The 17,360-nt window shown below is 53.1% G+C and carries 13 protein-coding genes; 7 read left to right on the top strand and 6 right to left on the bottom strand.

What is annotated here, in order from left to right; translation table 11 throughout:
* Window positions 1-25: 25 nt before the first annotated feature.
* The 5 genes from EV202_RS08270 (at window position 26) to EV202_RS08290 (ending at window position 8,263) form a co-directional block, all read left to right on the top strand.
* On the top strand, window positions 26-1,174 hold the full coding sequence (locus EV202_RS08270) for a fimbrillin family protein (protein ID WP_234878264.1): 1,149 nt from the start codon (window positions 26-28) through the stop codon (window positions 1,172-1,174).
* A gap of 318 nt (window positions 1,175-1,492) precedes the next feature.
* On the top strand, window positions 1,493-4,246 hold the full coding sequence (locus EV202_RS08275) for a fimbrillin family protein (protein ID WP_131926652.1): 2,754 nt from the start codon (window positions 1,493-1,495) through the stop codon (window positions 4,244-4,246).
* A gap of 154 nt (window positions 4,247-4,400) precedes the next feature.
* Complete coding sequence (locus EV202_RS08280) at window positions 4,401-7,121, top strand: fimbrillin family protein (RefSeq protein WP_131926654.1); 2,721 nt, start codon at window positions 4,401-4,403, stop codon at window positions 7,119-7,121.
* Window positions 7,122-7,417: 296 nt separating this feature from the next.
* Complete coding sequence (locus tag EV202_RS08285; protein ID WP_234878265.1) at window positions 7,418-7,939, top strand: HU family DNA-binding protein; 522 nt, start codon at window positions 7,418-7,420, stop codon at window positions 7,937-7,939.
* A 111-nt stretch (window positions 7,940-8,050) separates the two neighbouring features.
* Complete coding sequence (locus EV202_RS08290; protein WP_131926658.1) at window positions 8,051-8,263, top strand: hypothetical protein; 213 nt, start codon at window positions 8,051-8,053, stop codon at window positions 8,261-8,263.
* An 11-nt stretch (window positions 8,264-8,274) separates the two neighbouring features.
* On the opposite strand, the gene EV202_RS08295 is transcribed toward EV202_RS08290, so the two are convergent.
* The 5 genes from EV202_RS08295 to radA form a co-directional block, all read right to left on the bottom strand.
* Window positions 8,275-8,886: a response regulator transcription factor gene (locus EV202_RS08295; RefSeq protein WP_131926660.1), complete on the bottom strand. Its 612-nt coding sequence runs from the start codon at window positions 8,884-8,886 to the stop codon at window positions 8,275-8,277.
* A 19-nt stretch (window positions 8,887-8,905) separates the two neighbouring features.
* Window positions 8,906-10,555, bottom strand: a complete 1,650-nt coding sequence (locus tag EV202_RS08300; protein WP_131926662.1) for an NAD(P)/FAD-dependent oxidoreductase — start codon at window positions 10,553-10,555, stop codon at window positions 8,906-8,908.
* 66 nt (window positions 10,556-10,621) lie between these two features.
* Entirely contained in the window at window positions 10,622-11,305 is a 684-nt protein-coding gene (locus tag EV202_RS08305; RefSeq protein WP_131926663.1) for a hypothetical protein, read from the bottom strand.
* Window positions 11,302-13,116: a hypothetical protein gene (locus EV202_RS08310; RefSeq protein WP_131926665.1), complete on the bottom strand. Its 1,815-nt coding sequence runs from the start codon at window positions 13,114-13,116 to the stop codon at window positions 11,302-11,304. Before EV202_RS08310 ends, EV202_RS08305 begins: the two co-directional genes overlap by 4 nt.
* 28 nt (window positions 13,117-13,144) lie before the next feature.
* The gene (gene radA, locus EV202_RS08315; RefSeq protein ID WP_131926667.1) at window positions 13,145-14,512 is read right to left on the bottom strand and encodes a DNA repair protein RadA; all 1,368 of its coding nucleotides are present in this window, start codon (window positions 14,510-14,512) and stop codon (window positions 13,145-13,147) included.
* A 548-nt stretch (window positions 14,513-15,060) separates the two neighbouring features.
* On the opposite strand from radA, the gene EV202_RS08320 reads away from it, so the two are divergent.
* The gene (locus tag EV202_RS08320; protein ID WP_131926669.1) at window positions 15,061-16,185 is read left to right on the top strand and encodes an AAA family ATPase; all 1,125 of its coding nucleotides are present in this window, start codon (window positions 15,061-15,063) and stop codon (window positions 16,183-16,185) included.
* Window positions 16,182-16,880 (top strand): DUF4276 family protein, encoded by a 699-nt coding sequence (locus EV202_RS08325; protein WP_131926671.1) that lies wholly within the window; start codon window positions 16,182-16,184, stop codon window positions 16,878-16,880. The genes EV202_RS08320 and EV202_RS08325 overlap by 4 nt, the downstream gene beginning before the upstream one ends.
* On the opposite strand, the gene EV202_RS08330 is transcribed toward EV202_RS08325, so the two are convergent.
* Window positions 16,769-17,359 (bottom strand): DUF4377 domain-containing protein, encoded by a 591-nt coding sequence (locus EV202_RS08330; protein WP_131926673.1) that lies wholly within the window; start codon window positions 17,357-17,359, stop codon window positions 16,769-16,771. The two genes, EV202_RS08325 and EV202_RS08330, sit on opposite strands and share 112 nt — an antisense overlap.
* Between the last annotated feature and the right edge of the window lies 1 nt (window position 17,360).

The raw sequence follows: 17,360 nt of genomic DNA on the forward strand, positions 1-17,360 counted from the left end.
ACTGTAATTTAAAAAAGAAAAGACAATGAAGACAATGAGACATCTGTTTTACGCAGGCCTCGCGCTCGCCGCGCTGGCCTCCTGCTCGCAGGACGAAACCACGGACGTGAACAAGATCGGGTCGATCGGATTCCGCACCTCGCTGGGCAAGACAACCCGCGCCGTGACCACGCTCGCCGACATGGGCTCGTTCAACGTGACGGCATTCCCCACAGGTGGAGCCAACTATTTCACCAACCTGGCTGTCAGCAGTTCTGACCACGGTGCTAATTGGAACACCGCTTCCATCTACTACTGGCCCGCAGGGGCGCTGAACTTCACGGCCTATGCGCCCGCGGACATCAACACCTTGGTGACGATAAACCAGACCGAGCAGAAGATCGCCGGCTTCGAACCCGACGCCAAGGTAGCCGACCAGAAGGACGTGGTGGCCGCCTTCAACGCCGGCTCCAAAGCCACGGTTGTGGGGACGAGCACATTCGGCGCCGCCGGCGTGCCCATGAACTTCAAGCACATCCTCTCGCAAATCGAGGTGAGAGCCAAATGCTCCAACGCCAACCTGCGCGTGCAGGTGGTGGGCGTGAAACTGGGCAACGTCTACTCCAAGGGTGACTTCGCTTTCCCGCAGGAAAAGACCGAGACCACGTACAACGTGCCGCGCGCGAACTGGAGCAACCTCTCCACCGTCAAGGACTATGGCGTGGAAACGCCTACCCCGGAGACACCCTTGACGCTGGACAATACCGCCCGGAGCATCATGTTCGGCGCTAACAACTTCATGATGATACCGCAGGCCCTCACCGCCTACAGTGCGACATCGTCCGCGTCGGGCTCGTACATCGGCGTGCTCTGCCGCATGGACATGAACGACAATATGGGCAACTACACCCCGCTCTACCCTACCACCGCGACCACGGGCTACGCTTATAACGCAGTGCCCATCGCCACCGAATGGGTGCCGGGCAAGAAGTACATCTATGTGCTTGAGTTCGGAAGCGGAAGCGGCAGTGGCGGAGGTATACAGCCGCCCAACCAGGACAACCCGACACCGGGAGGCACCATCACGCCGACCACGCCGACGCCGCCCGCAGATCCGGAAACGCCTATCCTGGGACAGCCCATCAAGTTCACCGTCACCGTGGAGGGCTGGTCTGACCAGACGGAGAACTTGTAATACACACGCACGGTCATCACATCACGAAACCGGGCGGAAAGGGCGGGACCGGAACGAACTTCTATAACCCAACGCCTTTTGTAAGTGCCGGGGAGGGCCGACAGCCCTCCATCCCTTTCCGTCCACTTTATCAGGGATATTAGAGATTAGACGTTAGACGTTAGATATTAGAGATTAGAGGGCAGGCGTGACATCTGACGCCTAAAGTCTAACATTTATCATCTATCATCTAACGTCTAATCTCTAACATCTAACGTCTAACATCTAACGTCTAACATCTAACGTCTAACATCTAATAATGTCTAAAACTGAATAACAATGGGAAAGAAACATTTTATCGGTACGGCCGCCGCGGGTGTGGCGGTATTGTTGCTATCCTTCTCGGGTGCCTGCACGGACGGGCGGGATGAAGGTTTCCCTCCGGGAGAGAGAATCGGTTTCGCGGTCGACCTCTGGAAGGAAGGCAGTGCCGCGCAGGCCGCACTGACAAAGGGTGCGGGGACGGAGGCGGGCAGCCTGCCTGCCGACACCCTGCCCGCCGTGCAGGTAATCCCCCTGGAGGGTGAGGCTTCCGGAGACGGTAAACCGCTGTACCTGCATGCCGTGACTACGGACGGAATAGGAGATGACACGGCCGGGCAGGATATCGACGCCTACGCAACCACCAAAGCCGCACCCGTAATCACTGCCACGATGTACGACGAGATGGCGGTGACGGCGTTCGTCTACCCCGCATCGGACAGCTGGCCGTCGGCCTATACGGGAAGGAGGGCCACAAGCTACATGCGCACCGTGAAGGTGAAGAAGAGCGAGGGGTGGAATACCTCTTACTATTGGCCGGGAGCCGCACGCAAAATCAGTTTCTTTGCCTCGGCGCCCTACGGCAGCCCGGGGCTGAGGGCGTTAAACGACGGGTTTTTGGGCAACCCGCCTTACCTGTTCTACATTGTGCCGTCCGATGTGGCCGACCAGAAAGACCTCTTGGTGGCCGCCTCTACCGACAGGCCGGGGAACACGAACACGGACGAGGATCTGAAGATGAAGCATGCGCTGACGGCCGTGCGCTTCGTCACGGGCGACAACATGCTGCCGGGCACGGTGTCGAAGATTACGCTGAAGAATGTGTACGGCACGGGCAACCTGCGGATGACTGCTTTGCCGGCATGGCGCAACCAGGGCGGGGCGAGGAACTTCGAGCTGACGCTCTCGCCCGCCGCCACGGCGCCCGACCCGCCGGTGCCCGGCACGGAGCTGACGCCCGAAGCCGTCACCTTCATGATGCTGCCGCAGACCCTGCCAACAAATGCGCAGATAGAAATAGAGTACAGAGACAACCTGACCAACACGCCCCGCACCCTCACGGCGAACATTGCCGGAAGCACGTGGGCGATGGGAAAGACGGTGACCTACCGCATCAGCACGAGCAGCATTGGGATTACGCCTACATTGGAGGTGACACCGCCGGCTGACTATACCTACCAAGGTGGAAACGGCAGCTACACCGTGAAGAGCTATGCCTCCGTGTCGGGAGGAGGGAGCACGGCGAACGTGCCCATAGCCTGGGAAGCGGAGTTCTCCGAAGACGGGGTACATTGGAGCAGCACCAAGCCCGCATGGCTCACTGCCTTCACCGCAAGCGGGACAGGGAATAGCAGCGTATTAGAATTAGGTGAAGTTTACACCGCCACCGTGGCGGCGCAGACAAGCACCTCGGCCGACCCGCACACCGAAGCACTGAAGAAGGCCAAACCGGTAAATTACTACGACCTCTCCACGCACGACTATCAGGGCAAGACCGTGTCGAGGCGGACTGCCAACTGCTACATTGTGAACGCTCCGGGCGTATACCTCCTGCCGTTGGTGTATGGCAATGCCATAAAGAATGGAACAACCAATTCGTCCGCTTACACCTCTGCGGCAAGCGGAAGCAATGTGCTGACACCGTTTATCAACCACCTGGGAAATGCCATTACCAATCCTTATATACGCAGCAATGCGGGCTGCACTCCCGATAACTGCACGCTCGTCTGGCAGGACGAGCCGGACCTTGTTACGGACGTGGGGATATCTTTCGACAAGCGCAACCTCTGGTTTGCCGTGAGGCAGGCCACCATCCGGCAGGGCAACGCCGTGGTGGCGGTGCGCGACGCCTCGAACACCATACTTTGGAGCTGGCACATCTGGGTGACGGACTACAAGCCCGGAATAACCACACCCGACAAGGAAATCACCAACCACCAGGACAAAAAGTATAAGCTTATGGCCTTCAACCTCGGTTGGTGCGACGGAAAGGAGGAGACCTACGCCGAACGCACCGTGCAAGTACGCTTCAAGCAAAAGCCTACTGCTGGTTACACGCCGGCGGCGACAAAGACGTTTACAGTGAAGCAGAAAGCGCATACCATTACGGAATTTGGGAACAACACTTATTACCAGTGGGGTCGTAAAGACCCGTTCGTGGGGGCATTGGAGAATCCAAACAGCGTCTATCACAGCATCAATAAGACTTGGTACGATGCCGATGGGAGCGTCATGACCAACCAGACTCCTGCAACAAGCAGATTCTCTACCGGTAATGCCTGCATCACTTCTGGTATTCAATCTCCCCAAACATTCAATACCCGATATGAGATGGATTATAAATATTATAACCTGTGGGACGCGAATAACAACACAGATTCTGCCAACGACACCCCTGTTGTAAAGACCATCTACGACCCTTGCCCCGCAGGATACAGTCTCCCGCCAAGCAATGTCTACACCGGCTTCACTACAACAGGAAACAATACAAGCACTGCCAGCCAATTCAATGTGCAACAACCTTGGAATAAAGGTTGGAACTTCTATTGCAACTCAATCAATACCGAGACCGTATTGTTCCCTGCGTCGGGCTATCGGACCAGCAGTTCCGCAGTGCCCTACCACATGGGGTACTTCGCCTGCTATTGGACGGCGGGGCCGAGCAGCACGAACAACGGGTGGAGCCTGTACTTCCACTCGGGCTACGTGAACCCGCTGGACAGCAACTATCGGAGATTCGGCTTCGGGGTGAGGGCGGCCCAAGAAAAATAAAGGGAGCGAAGCGACCGCGTGTAGCGTAATCGCGCCCGGTTGCTTTTAAGCAGCCTCGCGTATGGCCGGCGCAACGCCTCTATAGAGGCAGTTCTTTTGTCTGAAATCTAACGTCTAACGTCTAACATCTAATAATGTCTAAAACTGAATAACAATGGGAAAGAAACATTTTATCGGTACGGCCGCCGCGGGTGTGGCGGTATTGTTGCTATCCTTCTCGGGTGCCTGCACGGACGAGCGGGATGAAGGTTTCCCTCTGGGAGAGAGAATCGGTTTCGCGGTAGACCTCTGGAAGGAAGGTGGTGCCGCGCAGGCCGCACTGACAAAGGGTGCGGGGACGGAGGCGGGCAGCCTGCCTGCCGACACCCTGCCCGCCGTGCAGGTAATCCCCCTGGAGGGTGAGGCTTCCGGAGACGGTAAACCGCTGTACCTGCATGCCGTGACTACGGACGGAATAGGAGATGACACGGCCGGGCAGGATATCGACGCCTACGCAACCACCAAAGCCGCACCCGTGGACAACACGACGATGTACGACGAGATGGCGGTGACGGCGTTCGTCTACCCCGCATCGGACAGCTGGCCATCGGCCTATACGGGAGGGAGCACCGAGTCGTACATGCGCACCGTCCGGGTGAAGAAGAGCGAGTCGTGGAGCACTTCCTATTATTGGCCGGGAGCCGCACGCAGAATCAGCTTCTTTGCCTCGGCGCCCTACGGCAGCCCGGGGCTGACGGCGTTCAACGACGGGACTTCGGGTAACCCTCCCTACCTGTCGTACACTGTGCCGGCCGATGTGGCCGACCAGAAAGACCTCTTGGTGGCTGCCTCTACCGACAGGCCGGGGAACACGAACACGGACGAGCGGCTGGCGATGAAGCATGCGCTGACGGGGGTGCGCTTCGTCACGGGCGACGACATGCTGGCGGGCACGGTGTCGAGGATTACCCTGAAAGGCGTGTACAGCACGGGCAGGCTTCCCCTGCAGGCATCGGCCGCATGGTATGACTTGGGAGGGACGACGAGCTTCGCACAGACGTTCTCGCCCGAGGCCGTGGCGCCCGACCCGCAGGATCCCGGCACGGAGCTGACACCCGAAGCCGCCACCTTCATGATGCTGCCCCAGACCCTGCCAACAAATGCGCAGATAGAAATAGAGTACAGGGACAACCTGACGAACGCCACACGCACCCTCACGGCGAACATTGCCGGAACGTGGGCGATGGGGAAGACGGTGACCTACCGCATCAGCACGAACAGCATTGTGGTGACGCCCACGCTGGAGGTGACACCGCCGGCTGACTACACCTACCAAGGAGGAAACGGCAGCTATACCGTGAAGAGCTATGCCTTCGTGTCGGGAGGAGGGAGCACGGCGAACGTGCCCATAGCCTGGGAAGCGGAGTTCTCCGAGGACGGGGTACATTGGAGCAGCACCAAGCCCGCATGGCTGACGACCTTCACCGCAAGCGGCGCGGGCGGCACCTCGCCCTCTACATATACCGCCACCGTGGCGGCACAGGTGAACAGCACCCCCGACCCGCACACCGAAGCACTGAAGAAGGCCAAACCGGTAAATTACTACGACCTCTCCAGGCACGACTATCAGGGCAAGACCGTGCCGAGGCGGACTGCCAACTGCTACATTGTGAACGCTCCGGGCGTATACCTCCTGCCGTTGGTGTATGGCAATGCCATAAAGAATGGAACAACCAATTCGTCCGCTTACACATCTACGGAAAGCGGAAGCAATGTGCTGACACCTTTTATCAACCACCGAGGAGCAGGTATTACCTCCCCGTATATTTACAACAATGCAGGCTGCACTCCCGATAACTGCACGCTTGTCTGGCAGGACGAGCCGAACCTTGTTACGGACGTGGGGCTATCTTGGGACAAGCACAACCTCTGGTTTGCCGTGAGGCAGCCCACCATCCGGCAGGGCAACGCCGTGGTGGCGGTGCGCGACGCCTCGAACACCATACTTTGGAGCTGGCACATCTGGGTGACGGACTACAAGCCCGGAATAACCACACCCGACAAGGAAATCACCAACCACCAGGACAAAAAGTATAAGCTTATGGCCTTCAACCTCGGTTGGTGCGACGGAAAGGAGGAGACCTACGCCGAACGCACCGTGCAGGTGCGCTTCAAGCAGAAGCCTACTGCAGGTTACACGCCGACGGCAACAAAGACATTTACCGTGAAGCAGAAAGCGCATACCATTACAGAATCTGAGAACAATACCTATTATCAGTGGGGTCGTAAAGACCCGTTCGTGGGAGTGCTTGTGGGGAATATCAATAAGACTTGGTACGATGCCGAGGGGAACGTCATGACCAACCGGATTCCTACAACAAGCAACTTCTCATACAATAATGCCTGTATCACCTCAGGCATCACCCAGCCTAATACATTCTGTACGAATGATAACATGGATGATAAATATTATAACCTGTGGGACGCGAATAACAGGGCTGATTTTCCCAACGATAACTCTGTTGTAAAGACCATCTACGACCCTTGCCCCGCAGGATACAGTCTCCCGCCAAACAATGTCTACTCCGGCTTCACTACAACGGGAGGCAATACGAGCAACTCATCTCAGTTCAATGTGCAAGGCCCTTGGAACAAAGGTTGGAACTTCTATTGCGGACTGAACCACACCGGAGACACAGTGTTTTTCCCTGCGTCGGGCTATCGGGGCCGCAGTTCCGCAGTGCCCTGCGACATGGGGAACATCGCCTACTATTGGACGGCGGGGCCGTACGACACGTACAACGGGTGGTACCTGATCTTCTACGCGGGCTTCGTGTACCCGCTGTACTACAACTATCGGAGCCACGGCTTCGAGGTGAGGGCGTCGCAAGAATAAAGGGAGCGAAGCGACCGCGTGTAGCGTAATCGCGCCCGGTTGCTTTTAAGCAGCCTCGCGTATGGCCGGCGCAACGCCTCTATAATGACTGCGGTCGCCTCTCTATAGAGGCGTGCATATCGTCTCTATAGAGGCATTGGCAACGTCTCTATAGAGACAAAACCGCCACCTCTATAGAGGCGTGGCACACACCGATAAATACTGTATGTAAAAACAAACAACCCGCTTATTATAAGCGATATACAAATATCTTTTTTATTAACCATTTTAAAACAACAGGAGAATAAGCTATGAGTGTGAACTACAAACTCGTACAAAGGAAGAACCCTTTGAAAAAAGATGAACCCGCCAAATGGTATGCCACGCCCAACAGTGCAAAACCTTTGTCGCCCAAAGCCCTGACCCGTGCCGCCACGGCAAACACCACCACGGCACCCATCGAACTGGAATCGGCCATGGAGCTGCTGGCGGCCTTCATCCCGCAGCAGCTTCAGCAGGGCCACACGGTGAACGTGCCCGGCCTGGGCTCGTTCCGCCTCACCTTCAAGAGCGATGGTGTGGAAGACATCGACAAGTTCAACGCCGGGCAGATGATAAAGTCGCCCCGCATCGTCTTCACCCCCGCCAAGGAGCTGCGGGAAAAGACCCTGCAAGGCCTCAGCTTCGAGAACAGCGGCGTGCTGGAAAACAAAATCAACTATGCTTCGTTGGCGGACTACCGCAAGGCGAAAGGGTTGCCTGCGCCGGGCGGCAGTGCTTCGGGCGGTTCCGGCTCGGGCGGCGGCACGGGCGGTCAGAACGAGAATCCGCTTGGTTAGACGTCTAACGTCTAACCTCTTACGTCTAACGTCTAATATAATGGCTCTTACCGAAGAAACAAGAAAATAAAAGCGGCTGAAGACTGCAAGAAATGCCTTATCCACATTGACATGACGGGGGCATCGCCCACAGCCTACGACCGCTCTGCCGTGCTGCTGCATGCACTCTACCCACAACTATCGTTGCAACACGCACTCTGCGAAGACGGGGAAACACACCCCGTAGTGACCGACATCCCACAGAAAATAATCCTTGAAGTGTGCCGCAGGTATCGGATAGTGGAAGCAACAGCAAAAATCATTGTAAATCTCGGTAGTATATGATCATGATTCTGTCAGATCCTGTCAGCCTCGATATATCCGTGCATCACCGCGTAGATGGTGAGCCTTGAAACCGATTTTATGCCCAGCTTTTCGGTGATGTTCTTGCGGTGGGAGATGGCGGTGGTCAGGCTGATGTTCAGCTTGTCGGCAATCTCCTTGTTGATGAGGCCTTTGGCCACCAGCACCAGCACCTCTATCTCGCGGGCGGACAGGTCGTGCTCATCGGCGGCAGCGTTGGGGGCGGCAGCTGCGTGTCCGGGCGATGAGGGTTTTCTGCGATCCCCATGTTGATGTCCGTATTGGCGCAACTGGAGGATGCTCTTCACGAGGTTCTTTTCGTCCTGATAGATGTTGAGCGTGGGCATGTCCGGCAGTTGGGGGACGGCCTCTCCATTCACCAACACGATGGTGCGGGGCTTGCGCTCCAAGAAGAAAGCCGTGTGCTCGAAATAGATTTGCGAAGAGATGAAATAGTGTACGTACATGTCGGGGGTGTCGTCCATCAATTCGCCGAAAGAGCGGAACGAACGGATGACGGCCGTCGGGATGATCTCCTCCAGAAGATTCCGCAATCCCAAGGAAGAGAGGCTGTTGGGGTCGATGATCGCTATTTCGGGTGTCATGACTTTAGCGGTTAGTTGTTTAACGTTTAGTGCTTAGTGCTTGGGACGACTGATCAGAGGCTTGCCGGGAGGACATCATGGCCTTCACTGCTTCGGCACACCGCTCGCCGTCGATGCCCGCCGAAACGATGCCTCCGGCATATCCCGCACCCTCTCCGCAGGGGAACAGCCCTTTGATGCGTACATGCTGCAACGTCTCTTTGTCTCTGATGATGCGCACCGGTGCCGATGTGCGGGTCTCCACCCCTATCATCACCGCCTCGTTCGTCAGGAAGCCCCGGCTGTATCTGCCGAACTGCTGGAAACCTTTGCTCAGGCGTTCGGCGATGAAGGGAGGCATCCAGAAGTGCAGGGGCGAGGAGACCAAGCCCGGCGCATACGACGTTTCCGGGAGGTCGTAGCTCAATTTCTTCCTTGTGAAGTCGTCCATGCGCTGTGCCGGGGCGGTCTGCTTCATGTTGCCCTGTTGCCAGCACAGCCGTTCCAAGTCTTCCTGAAAATACATCATGGCGAGTTGGGAAGAGAAGTCAGGCGAGCGGCTGCCGTCGGCGTCGGTAGGGTGTATGTTCAGCCTTTTGTCCTCCAAATCCTCCGGACGCAGTTCCACCACCATGCCGGAGTTGCTCCAGCGCGAGCCCCGGTTGCTGGGACTCATGCCGTTCACCACGATCTGCTGCGGGCCGCTGGCGGCGGGCACGATGAAGCCGCCGGGACACATGCAGAAGCTGTACACCCCTCGTCCGTCCACCTGACTGACGAAGCTGTATTCGGCGGCCGGGAGGTATCTGCCACGCCCCTCCCGGCTGTGATACTGTATGCGGTCTATCAATGCGGCAGGATGTTCCAGACGAACGCCCACGGCGATGCCTTTGCACTCTATCTCCACCCGGTTGGCTGCAAGCCATCGGTACACGTCTCTGGCGGAATGCCCCGTGGCGAGTATCACCGGGCCGAGAAACGTTTTCCCTGTGTTTGTCTCGATGCCTTTTACTTCGTTCTTCTCTATAATCAGGGCATCCATGCGTGTCTCGAAATGCACCTCGCCGCCGCATGCAAGGATGGTATTGCGCATGTTTTCGATGACGCGCGGCAGTTTGTCGGTACCGATGTGCGGATGGGCGTCTATCAGTATGGAGGTGGATGCCCCGTGCCGGCAGAACACGTTCAGTATCTTATCCGTGTTTCCCCGTTTCTTGCTGCGGGTATAGAGTTTGCCGTCCGAGTAGGCGCCTGCCCCTCCCTCGCCGAAGCTATAATTCGATTCGGGGTTGACGCTCTGTTCCCGTCCGATGGCGGCCAAGTCTTTCTTACGTTCGCGCACATCTTTGCCGCGCTCCACGACGATGGGGCGCAGCCCAAGTTCTATCAGGCGCAGGGCTGCAAACAAGCCTGCCGGTCCGGCGCCTACCACGACCACTTGCGGTTTGCCGTCGACGCTGCGATAGATTGTTTTCTCGAATTCGTCCTCTCGCGGCATTTCGTTCAGATAGGCACGCACATTCAGGTTGATGAAAACGGTTCGTTGCCGTGCGTCGATGCTGCGCTTCAGGATGCGTGTCGCCGTAATATCCCGCGCGTCCAGTCCTTTTTCATGTACCAGATAGTCTTTCAGTCGTTGTTCGTTGGCCGCTACTTCGGGCAATACGCGCAGTTGGTATTCTTGTATCATCGTTTTCTGTTATTAGTGAACATTACAGAGGAAGAATGCAACTTCCTCTTCTTTTATTAATGAGACTTACATAGGAAGGGTATAGCTTACTCCTCCTTGCAGGCGGAACCCGCTCCAGTCTGGACTTATGTTGGCATTTTCCCCTTGATAGGTGAATCGGGTGGAAAAGTCCCATTCATAGCCTGCACTGATGTTGAGCGCAAGCTGCGACGAAAGTTTGATTCTGCATCCCAATGTCGGCTCCAGATAGAAGTTGTTCCCTCCCAAAGAAGAGGAATCGCCTTCCATGTGGTTGCCGACGGTTGCATTTTCTTTCACCTTTCCTTTATTGAAGATGGTTCCGGCAGAAAATTGCAGGTAGGGCGACAGCGTTTTGTCGGCCGCAGCGGGCAGGAAGAAACGGTAGAATGCACCTGTGCGTAGACCTTTTACGCGGAATTCAAATCGGTAGCTTCCGGAATAGTCGGCTACTCCGCGACTGCCCACCGTATTCATGTATCCTATCGAGATACCTGCCTGATGCAGGCGGTGCCATGCTATGCCGAATCTGCCCTCGTGGGTGATGTATCCGGGGAAGTTGTCGGTCGTTTTTATGTTCTTTACCGGGGTGGAGAGATGGGATATGAAATCTTTCAGATTACTCATGCTGTAAGTGGCATATCCGCCATTGTATTCCATTATAAATTGTTGTGCGCTGATGGGCAGGGCGCACAGCAGCCATGCTATGATAAGGATGTGTCTCGGTTTCATTTGGATGAGGGCTTTTTGATGTTAAGGATGAATCCGTCAAAGGACGTCAGGTAATCGCCTGTCAGCGTAGGCCAGATGGCATAGGAGGCTTTTACGGTGAAAATCTCTTTGTAGTCCGTGGCGGAGAGTACGGATAGTTTGTGGTCGTTCCCCACCAGCAGATTGCCGGTGACGGGGTCGGCCGACAAGTACTTCATACCGTCTTTCAGGAGGATGCTTTTTATCACTTCGTTCGTCCGGCAGTTGCGTATCTCTATGCAATGCTTGCTTTGGTCGTAGGTTATCAACTGCGAAAGGTTGGCGGGATTAAAATCCATTTTTTGTTGCTTTTCGAAAGGAATGGGCAGAAGATATTCATGTGCGGGTCGGTCGTTGTCCAGTTCTATGATTCTTATTCCCGAAAAGCCGGGAACGGCGATGCGCTTGCCGTCGGGCGAAATGAGTGCCGAAGAACTTTCCACATGTGTGGTCGAGAGGATGTCTCCATCCAGTTTGTGGATGATAATATCCTGATATCTGCTGTCCGGGGTGTAAGTCTTATAAACCAATTTTCCATTCGGAACGAGGAATAGGTCACCATTCGCCAAGAGCAGCCGGGAAACAGTCAGCGTATGTTTCAGTTCCAGCGTGCGAGCATCCCTGATTTCTATCTTGTCTGCTTCGGCTATGCCCAGCAGCGGTTCCGTGTACGAGGTGAATACGGTGGCTGTTCTCGAAGCTTCGAGGGTTACGGCGGGAGTGAGTTGCGGATAGCGGTAGGCATTCAGGAAGTTGCCATGGGCATAGAGCATTCCGGTCACGGGATTGTAGCACCACGAACTGGCCCGTTCCTTTTCATAGTGATAACCGGGAGAGCCTGCATGGAACTCTTGTTGATAGACCGTTTCCGAAGGATGGTCGATGGGCGACAGTGTCATGAACACCCGGTTGGATTCGTACCATGCATTCGTTCCGAACTCCACGACCGGAAGCCGGATGGATTGCTGGCCTTCGGCTGGAGAGAAAGGCTCCTCTCCGTTGATGGTGAAACTTGGCAGGCAGTTGTATGGCAATTCCCAGCTGACCCAAACGTGCTCCATGTCCCACGCCGAGGTGTAGAGGCGGGGCAGCTTCTGCGGAACGGTGACTTCACCCATCAGCCAGACCAGATCTTCTTTGCCTTCGTATTTCATGTTGGCATACAGCTTATAGGTGGTCTCTTTGCCTATATGGCGGGTGTCTACGAAATGGGCCTGACCGGCCGGGATGGTTTCGCTGTAGGACCTCAAGTCTTTGGTAAGGGCGTAGAGGGTGTACGAGGAGACGGTGAGATGCGATAGTACGGGAGTTTGCCAAGCCAATTCCAAGGAGCGGTTTTCGTTGGTACGGTAAGTCATTACATCCGGCAGCACCATCCGGTAGTCGATGATGACGGGCCAGCTCATCTCGCCCGAATAAGATTCCGCACCCAGTTGGTCGGCTATGCTTCCGCTGCCGGTGGGAGCGTAAAAGGCGGCTTTCAGCGTGTACTTTCCGGCAGGGAAAGTCTCTTTGTCGATGTAAATCTGCGTGTTGGGAGAGGTGGATTCCCAAATACGGTCTCCTAAGGAGAATATGATTTTACTGATTGGTTTGCCCGACAGGCTCAAGGAGTAGTCCAGCGTTGTGGGCTTGTTGACGAGGATGGCCTCTCCATTCGTAAAAGCGTTCAGGTCTACTTTCACGGGTATCTCTTTATCGGGCTCTTTAATCTCGATAAAGTTTTCGCCTACGGGATATTCGCATGCCGCGGCAAGGAATAGCAGGCACAGGTAGCAGATATGTCTTCTCATATTTTATATGTATTACATTCGTGATGCTTCAGCCGAACAGCGTGCGGAAGGCTTCTTCCACTTTCCGCACCGGTATCAGCTCTATTCTTATCTTCTTGGTGCTGATGCCCTGCATGTTGTACTTTGGCAATATAAATTGCTTGAAGCCCAGCTTCTCCGCCTCGCCGATGCGCTGTTCGATGCGGTTCACCGGACGGATTTCGCCCGACAGCCCGATTTCGCCCGCCATGCAGACGCCTTGTTCGATGGCGGCGTCCATGTTGCTGGAGAGGATGGCGCTGATTACGGCTAAGTCGATGGCGGGGTCGTTCACCTTCAGCCCGCCTGCAATGTTCAGGAAGACGTCTTTCTGTGCCAGCTTGAATCCCACACGCTTTTCGAGCACGGCCAGCAGCATGTTCATCCGGCGGATGTCGAATCCCGTGGCCGAGCGTTGCGGATTGCCATACACGGCACTGCTGACCAACGCCTGCGTCTCGATGAGGAAGGGTCTTACGCCCTCTATGGCCGAAGCGATGGCCACGCCGCTCATTCCCTCGTGTTCTTGGCTCAGCAGCAGTTCGGAGGGATTGCTCACTTGCCGCAGTCCGTCTTGCCTCATCTCGTAGATGCCCAGCTCGGCCGTGCTTCCGAAGCGGTTCTTGATGCTCCGCAGGATGCGGTACATATAATGTTGGTCGCCTTCAAACTGAAGCACGGTGTCTACAATATGTTCCAGCACCTTGGGGCCGGCTATGCTGCCCTCCTTATTTATATGTCCGATGAGGACGACCGCCGTGTGGGTCTCTTTGGCAAAACGAAGGATGGAGGCGGAGCATTCCCTTACTTGGGCGATGCTTCCCGGTGATGATTCGAGGCTTTCGGTAGAGATGGTCTGTATGGAGTCGATGATGACAATGTCCGGGCGCGTGTTTTTGATGTGCACATAAATCTGCTCCAGCGACGTCTCGCACACGATGAGGCAGTCGGAGGAGCTGCCTGTCAACCTGTCGGCACGGAGTTTCAGCTGGCGGGCGCTCTCTTCGCCGGAGACGTAGAGTATGCGTTTCTCCGGAATGCGGAGCACGGTTTGCAACACCAATGTGGATTTGCCGATGCCCGGTTCGCCGCCAATCAGCACCAATGAGCCTTGCACCAGACCGCCGCCCAACACACGGTTCAGCTCGTCGTCGTGCATGTCTATGCGCGGCTCGTCATCGGCCGTGATGTCATCCAAGGTCACGGGCTTTGCTTTGGCGGTCTCTATGCCCGATACCGGACGTTTGCTTACCGCCTCTTTCCGTATCACCTCTTCCACATACGTGTTCCATTCTCCGCACGAAGGACATTTTCCTACCCATTTGGGAGACTCCTGACCACAGTTGCTGCATACATATACTCTCTTTTCTTTCGTCATAGTGGAGTATCTCTTCTAAAATGATTGCCCAAAGATAGTGCGAATCGGAGACGTAACAGCATAATTCTCTTCTTTTTTATGTGCGAGGGCGTTTCTATGGTGTTCGGTTTTTCAGTGCTCCGTCCAATCGCACTGTTGCCTTGTTGAGAATTAATACTGAATGCCTGTCCGGAAGTACCCCCTGCGAGAGATGTCTGTAGGCGGATTTTGGTGGAACTATATTTCCACTGTGCCGGATGTATATATCGAGCATGCTGCATCTATACTTCCAGCCGGAGGCATCTATATATCGGGCCGGAGCGAGGATGAAAATACTTCAAGAGGTAAATGTTTTTCTTTGTCTGAAAGGTTTCGGGGAGGATGTGGAGGCTTTCATATTCTGTTCTATATAATCCTTGTTAACACACAGCTTTTTTGTGTTTTGAATGAAACGGATTTGTTTCAAGACAAAGGAGTTAGGTAATATCATTAAAAAAGTTTTCTCTTTGTTTTTTAGCTTGTTTTTGGGATTTATACTTAACTTTGTACAAATTTAAATTGAGTATACAATGACGCAGACTTACCAAAGGATCAAATTACAAGAAGTAATAATAAAAGGCTATAAATCTATAGCTTTTAACAGACCTGTAACATTAAAACTTGGTGATGTTAGTATCTTGTTGGGGGCTAATGGCTCGGGTAAAAGTAATATTGTCGGTTTTTTTCGTATGTTAAGTTATATGATGAGTAGGTCATTTGGGAGGTATGTCGAAATGTCCGGAACTTCAAATGCTTTGTTGTACTATGGCGTGAAAAAGACCCCTGCAATGTTTGGGGAACTAAAATTTGTAGATAGTAAATCCATAGATACATATAGCTTTTCTTTGGCAAATGCAACACCGGATAGGCTGATTATTACAGAAGAGCGTATTATATGGCATCGTGAAGGAGAAGGAAAACCCTATGAAGTCACATTGGAGCCGGGGTTTAAAGAGTCAGCTCTTGCAGAAAGCAATGACCCCGTTGCAAAGTCTATCTTTCAGATGTTGTCGTATTGTAAAGTCTACCAATTTCATGATTCATCAGTAGAAGGCCCTTTGCGTCAAGTTTGTCCCGTTGAAACAACCAACTATCTTCAATCTCACGGCAATAATTTGCCTTCGTTTCTGCTTTTCTTACGAGATAATTATAAAAATTCATATAAAAGGATAGTGGAATATGTACGCGATGTTGTGCCTCAGTTTCAAGATTTTTATCTTGAGCCGATTAATAGATTTGTTTCTCTGCGCTGGATGGATAATTCTGCTACAGACTATCGTTTCAATGCCTATCAGTTTTCTGACGGCTCAATCAGATTTATAGCATTGGCAACCTTACTTTTGCAGCCGCCACAAACCATGCCGAATGTTATAATACTTGATGAGCCGGAATTGGGCTTACATCCATATGCTATAACTCAATTAGCGGAAATGATAAAAGACGCATCAATACACGCACAAATCGTCATAGCTACGCAGAGTAAGGACTTGGTGGATCATTTTGATATTGACAATATTTCTGTTATAGAAATGGATAAGGAGTCTCAATCAACATCTGTAACCCACCTAAGTAGTGAAGAATATCGTCTTTGGCTTCAGAAATATACGGTTAGTGAGCTATGGGATAAAAATATCATAGGAGGGCGTCCGGTATGATAGCTAAAATCATTCATGTTCTTTGTGAAGGACAGACAGAACAAGGATTTGTTGAAGAAGTGCTAAAACCATACCTTAAAGAGCATGGTGTGACCGGGGTAAAAAGTATTTTGATTACAACTAATAAAAAGAAAAATGCACGTGGAGGAATGCTGACTTATGTACATGCTCTAACGGATATTAATTTGTTGATGCAAACAAAACAAGATGGGGAGTATGAACGACATATCTTTACAACGATGTTTGACCTTTATGCCCTTCCCGAAGATTTCCCAGGTTTTGCGGTTAGCAACACAATTAGTGATCCTTATGCACGTACAAGTGCTTTGGAGGCGGATTTTGCGGATGCTATTAAGGATGAACGTTTTATTCCATATATTCAGATCTATGAATTTGAAGCTCTTTTATTCTGTGGTATTGAATATATCACTACACTTTATCCTGGTTGTGAAAACAGTTGTAAACAACTGACAAGCGCTTTACGGAAAGTTGGAAATCCGGAGTTGATAAACAATAGCCCAGAAACAGCTCCAAGTAAACGTATCACTAAGGCAATTGAAGGAAACAAAAAGAAACATTATAATTATAATAAACCTGCAACAGGTAAATATGTTACTAAAAATATTGGTATTGATAGATTACGTATTGAATGCAGGCATTTTAATGAATGGATAGAAAAATTGATAAACTGCTGATTCCGGATCTCTTGGGATGGGTAAGGCAAGGCGTGCGGAGCATCTGCGGAAGAATCCGGTTGGTATCTCTCCGGAATGAATGTTGTAGGCAAGCCCGTCGATTCTTTCTTCTCCTTTGAAAGAATCTCAAGAAGTTTGTGCTCCGTCCATGCCGGGTCGCCCATGCGGTAGTCTAAATAGCCGGTCTTACTGATGCGGATTTTGTATTCATAACCGCTTTCGTACTCGAAACCGGAAACATGGGAGAGTTGCTCCCATTGCCGGGAGTTCTCTTTTCTTGCGGCATAGACATCCATGATAAAATCCGTTCCGCATGAGAAGACAACCCCTTGCAGTTTTTTTGAAGCGACAATCACGGTCTGTTCTTCGTAATGAGTCACTTTCCTCTCTTCTTCTTTCTCCTCATTGAGACAGCTTGTCAAGCCGAAGATGCAGAGAAGAAACAGAAGCGCGCCGAATAAACCCTTGTTCTTTTTCATA

Source organism: Prevotella heparinolytica (assembly GCF_004342845.1).
GTDB lineage: Bacteria > Bacteroidota > Bacteroidia > Bacteroidales > Bacteroidaceae > Bacteroides > Bacteroides heparinolyticus.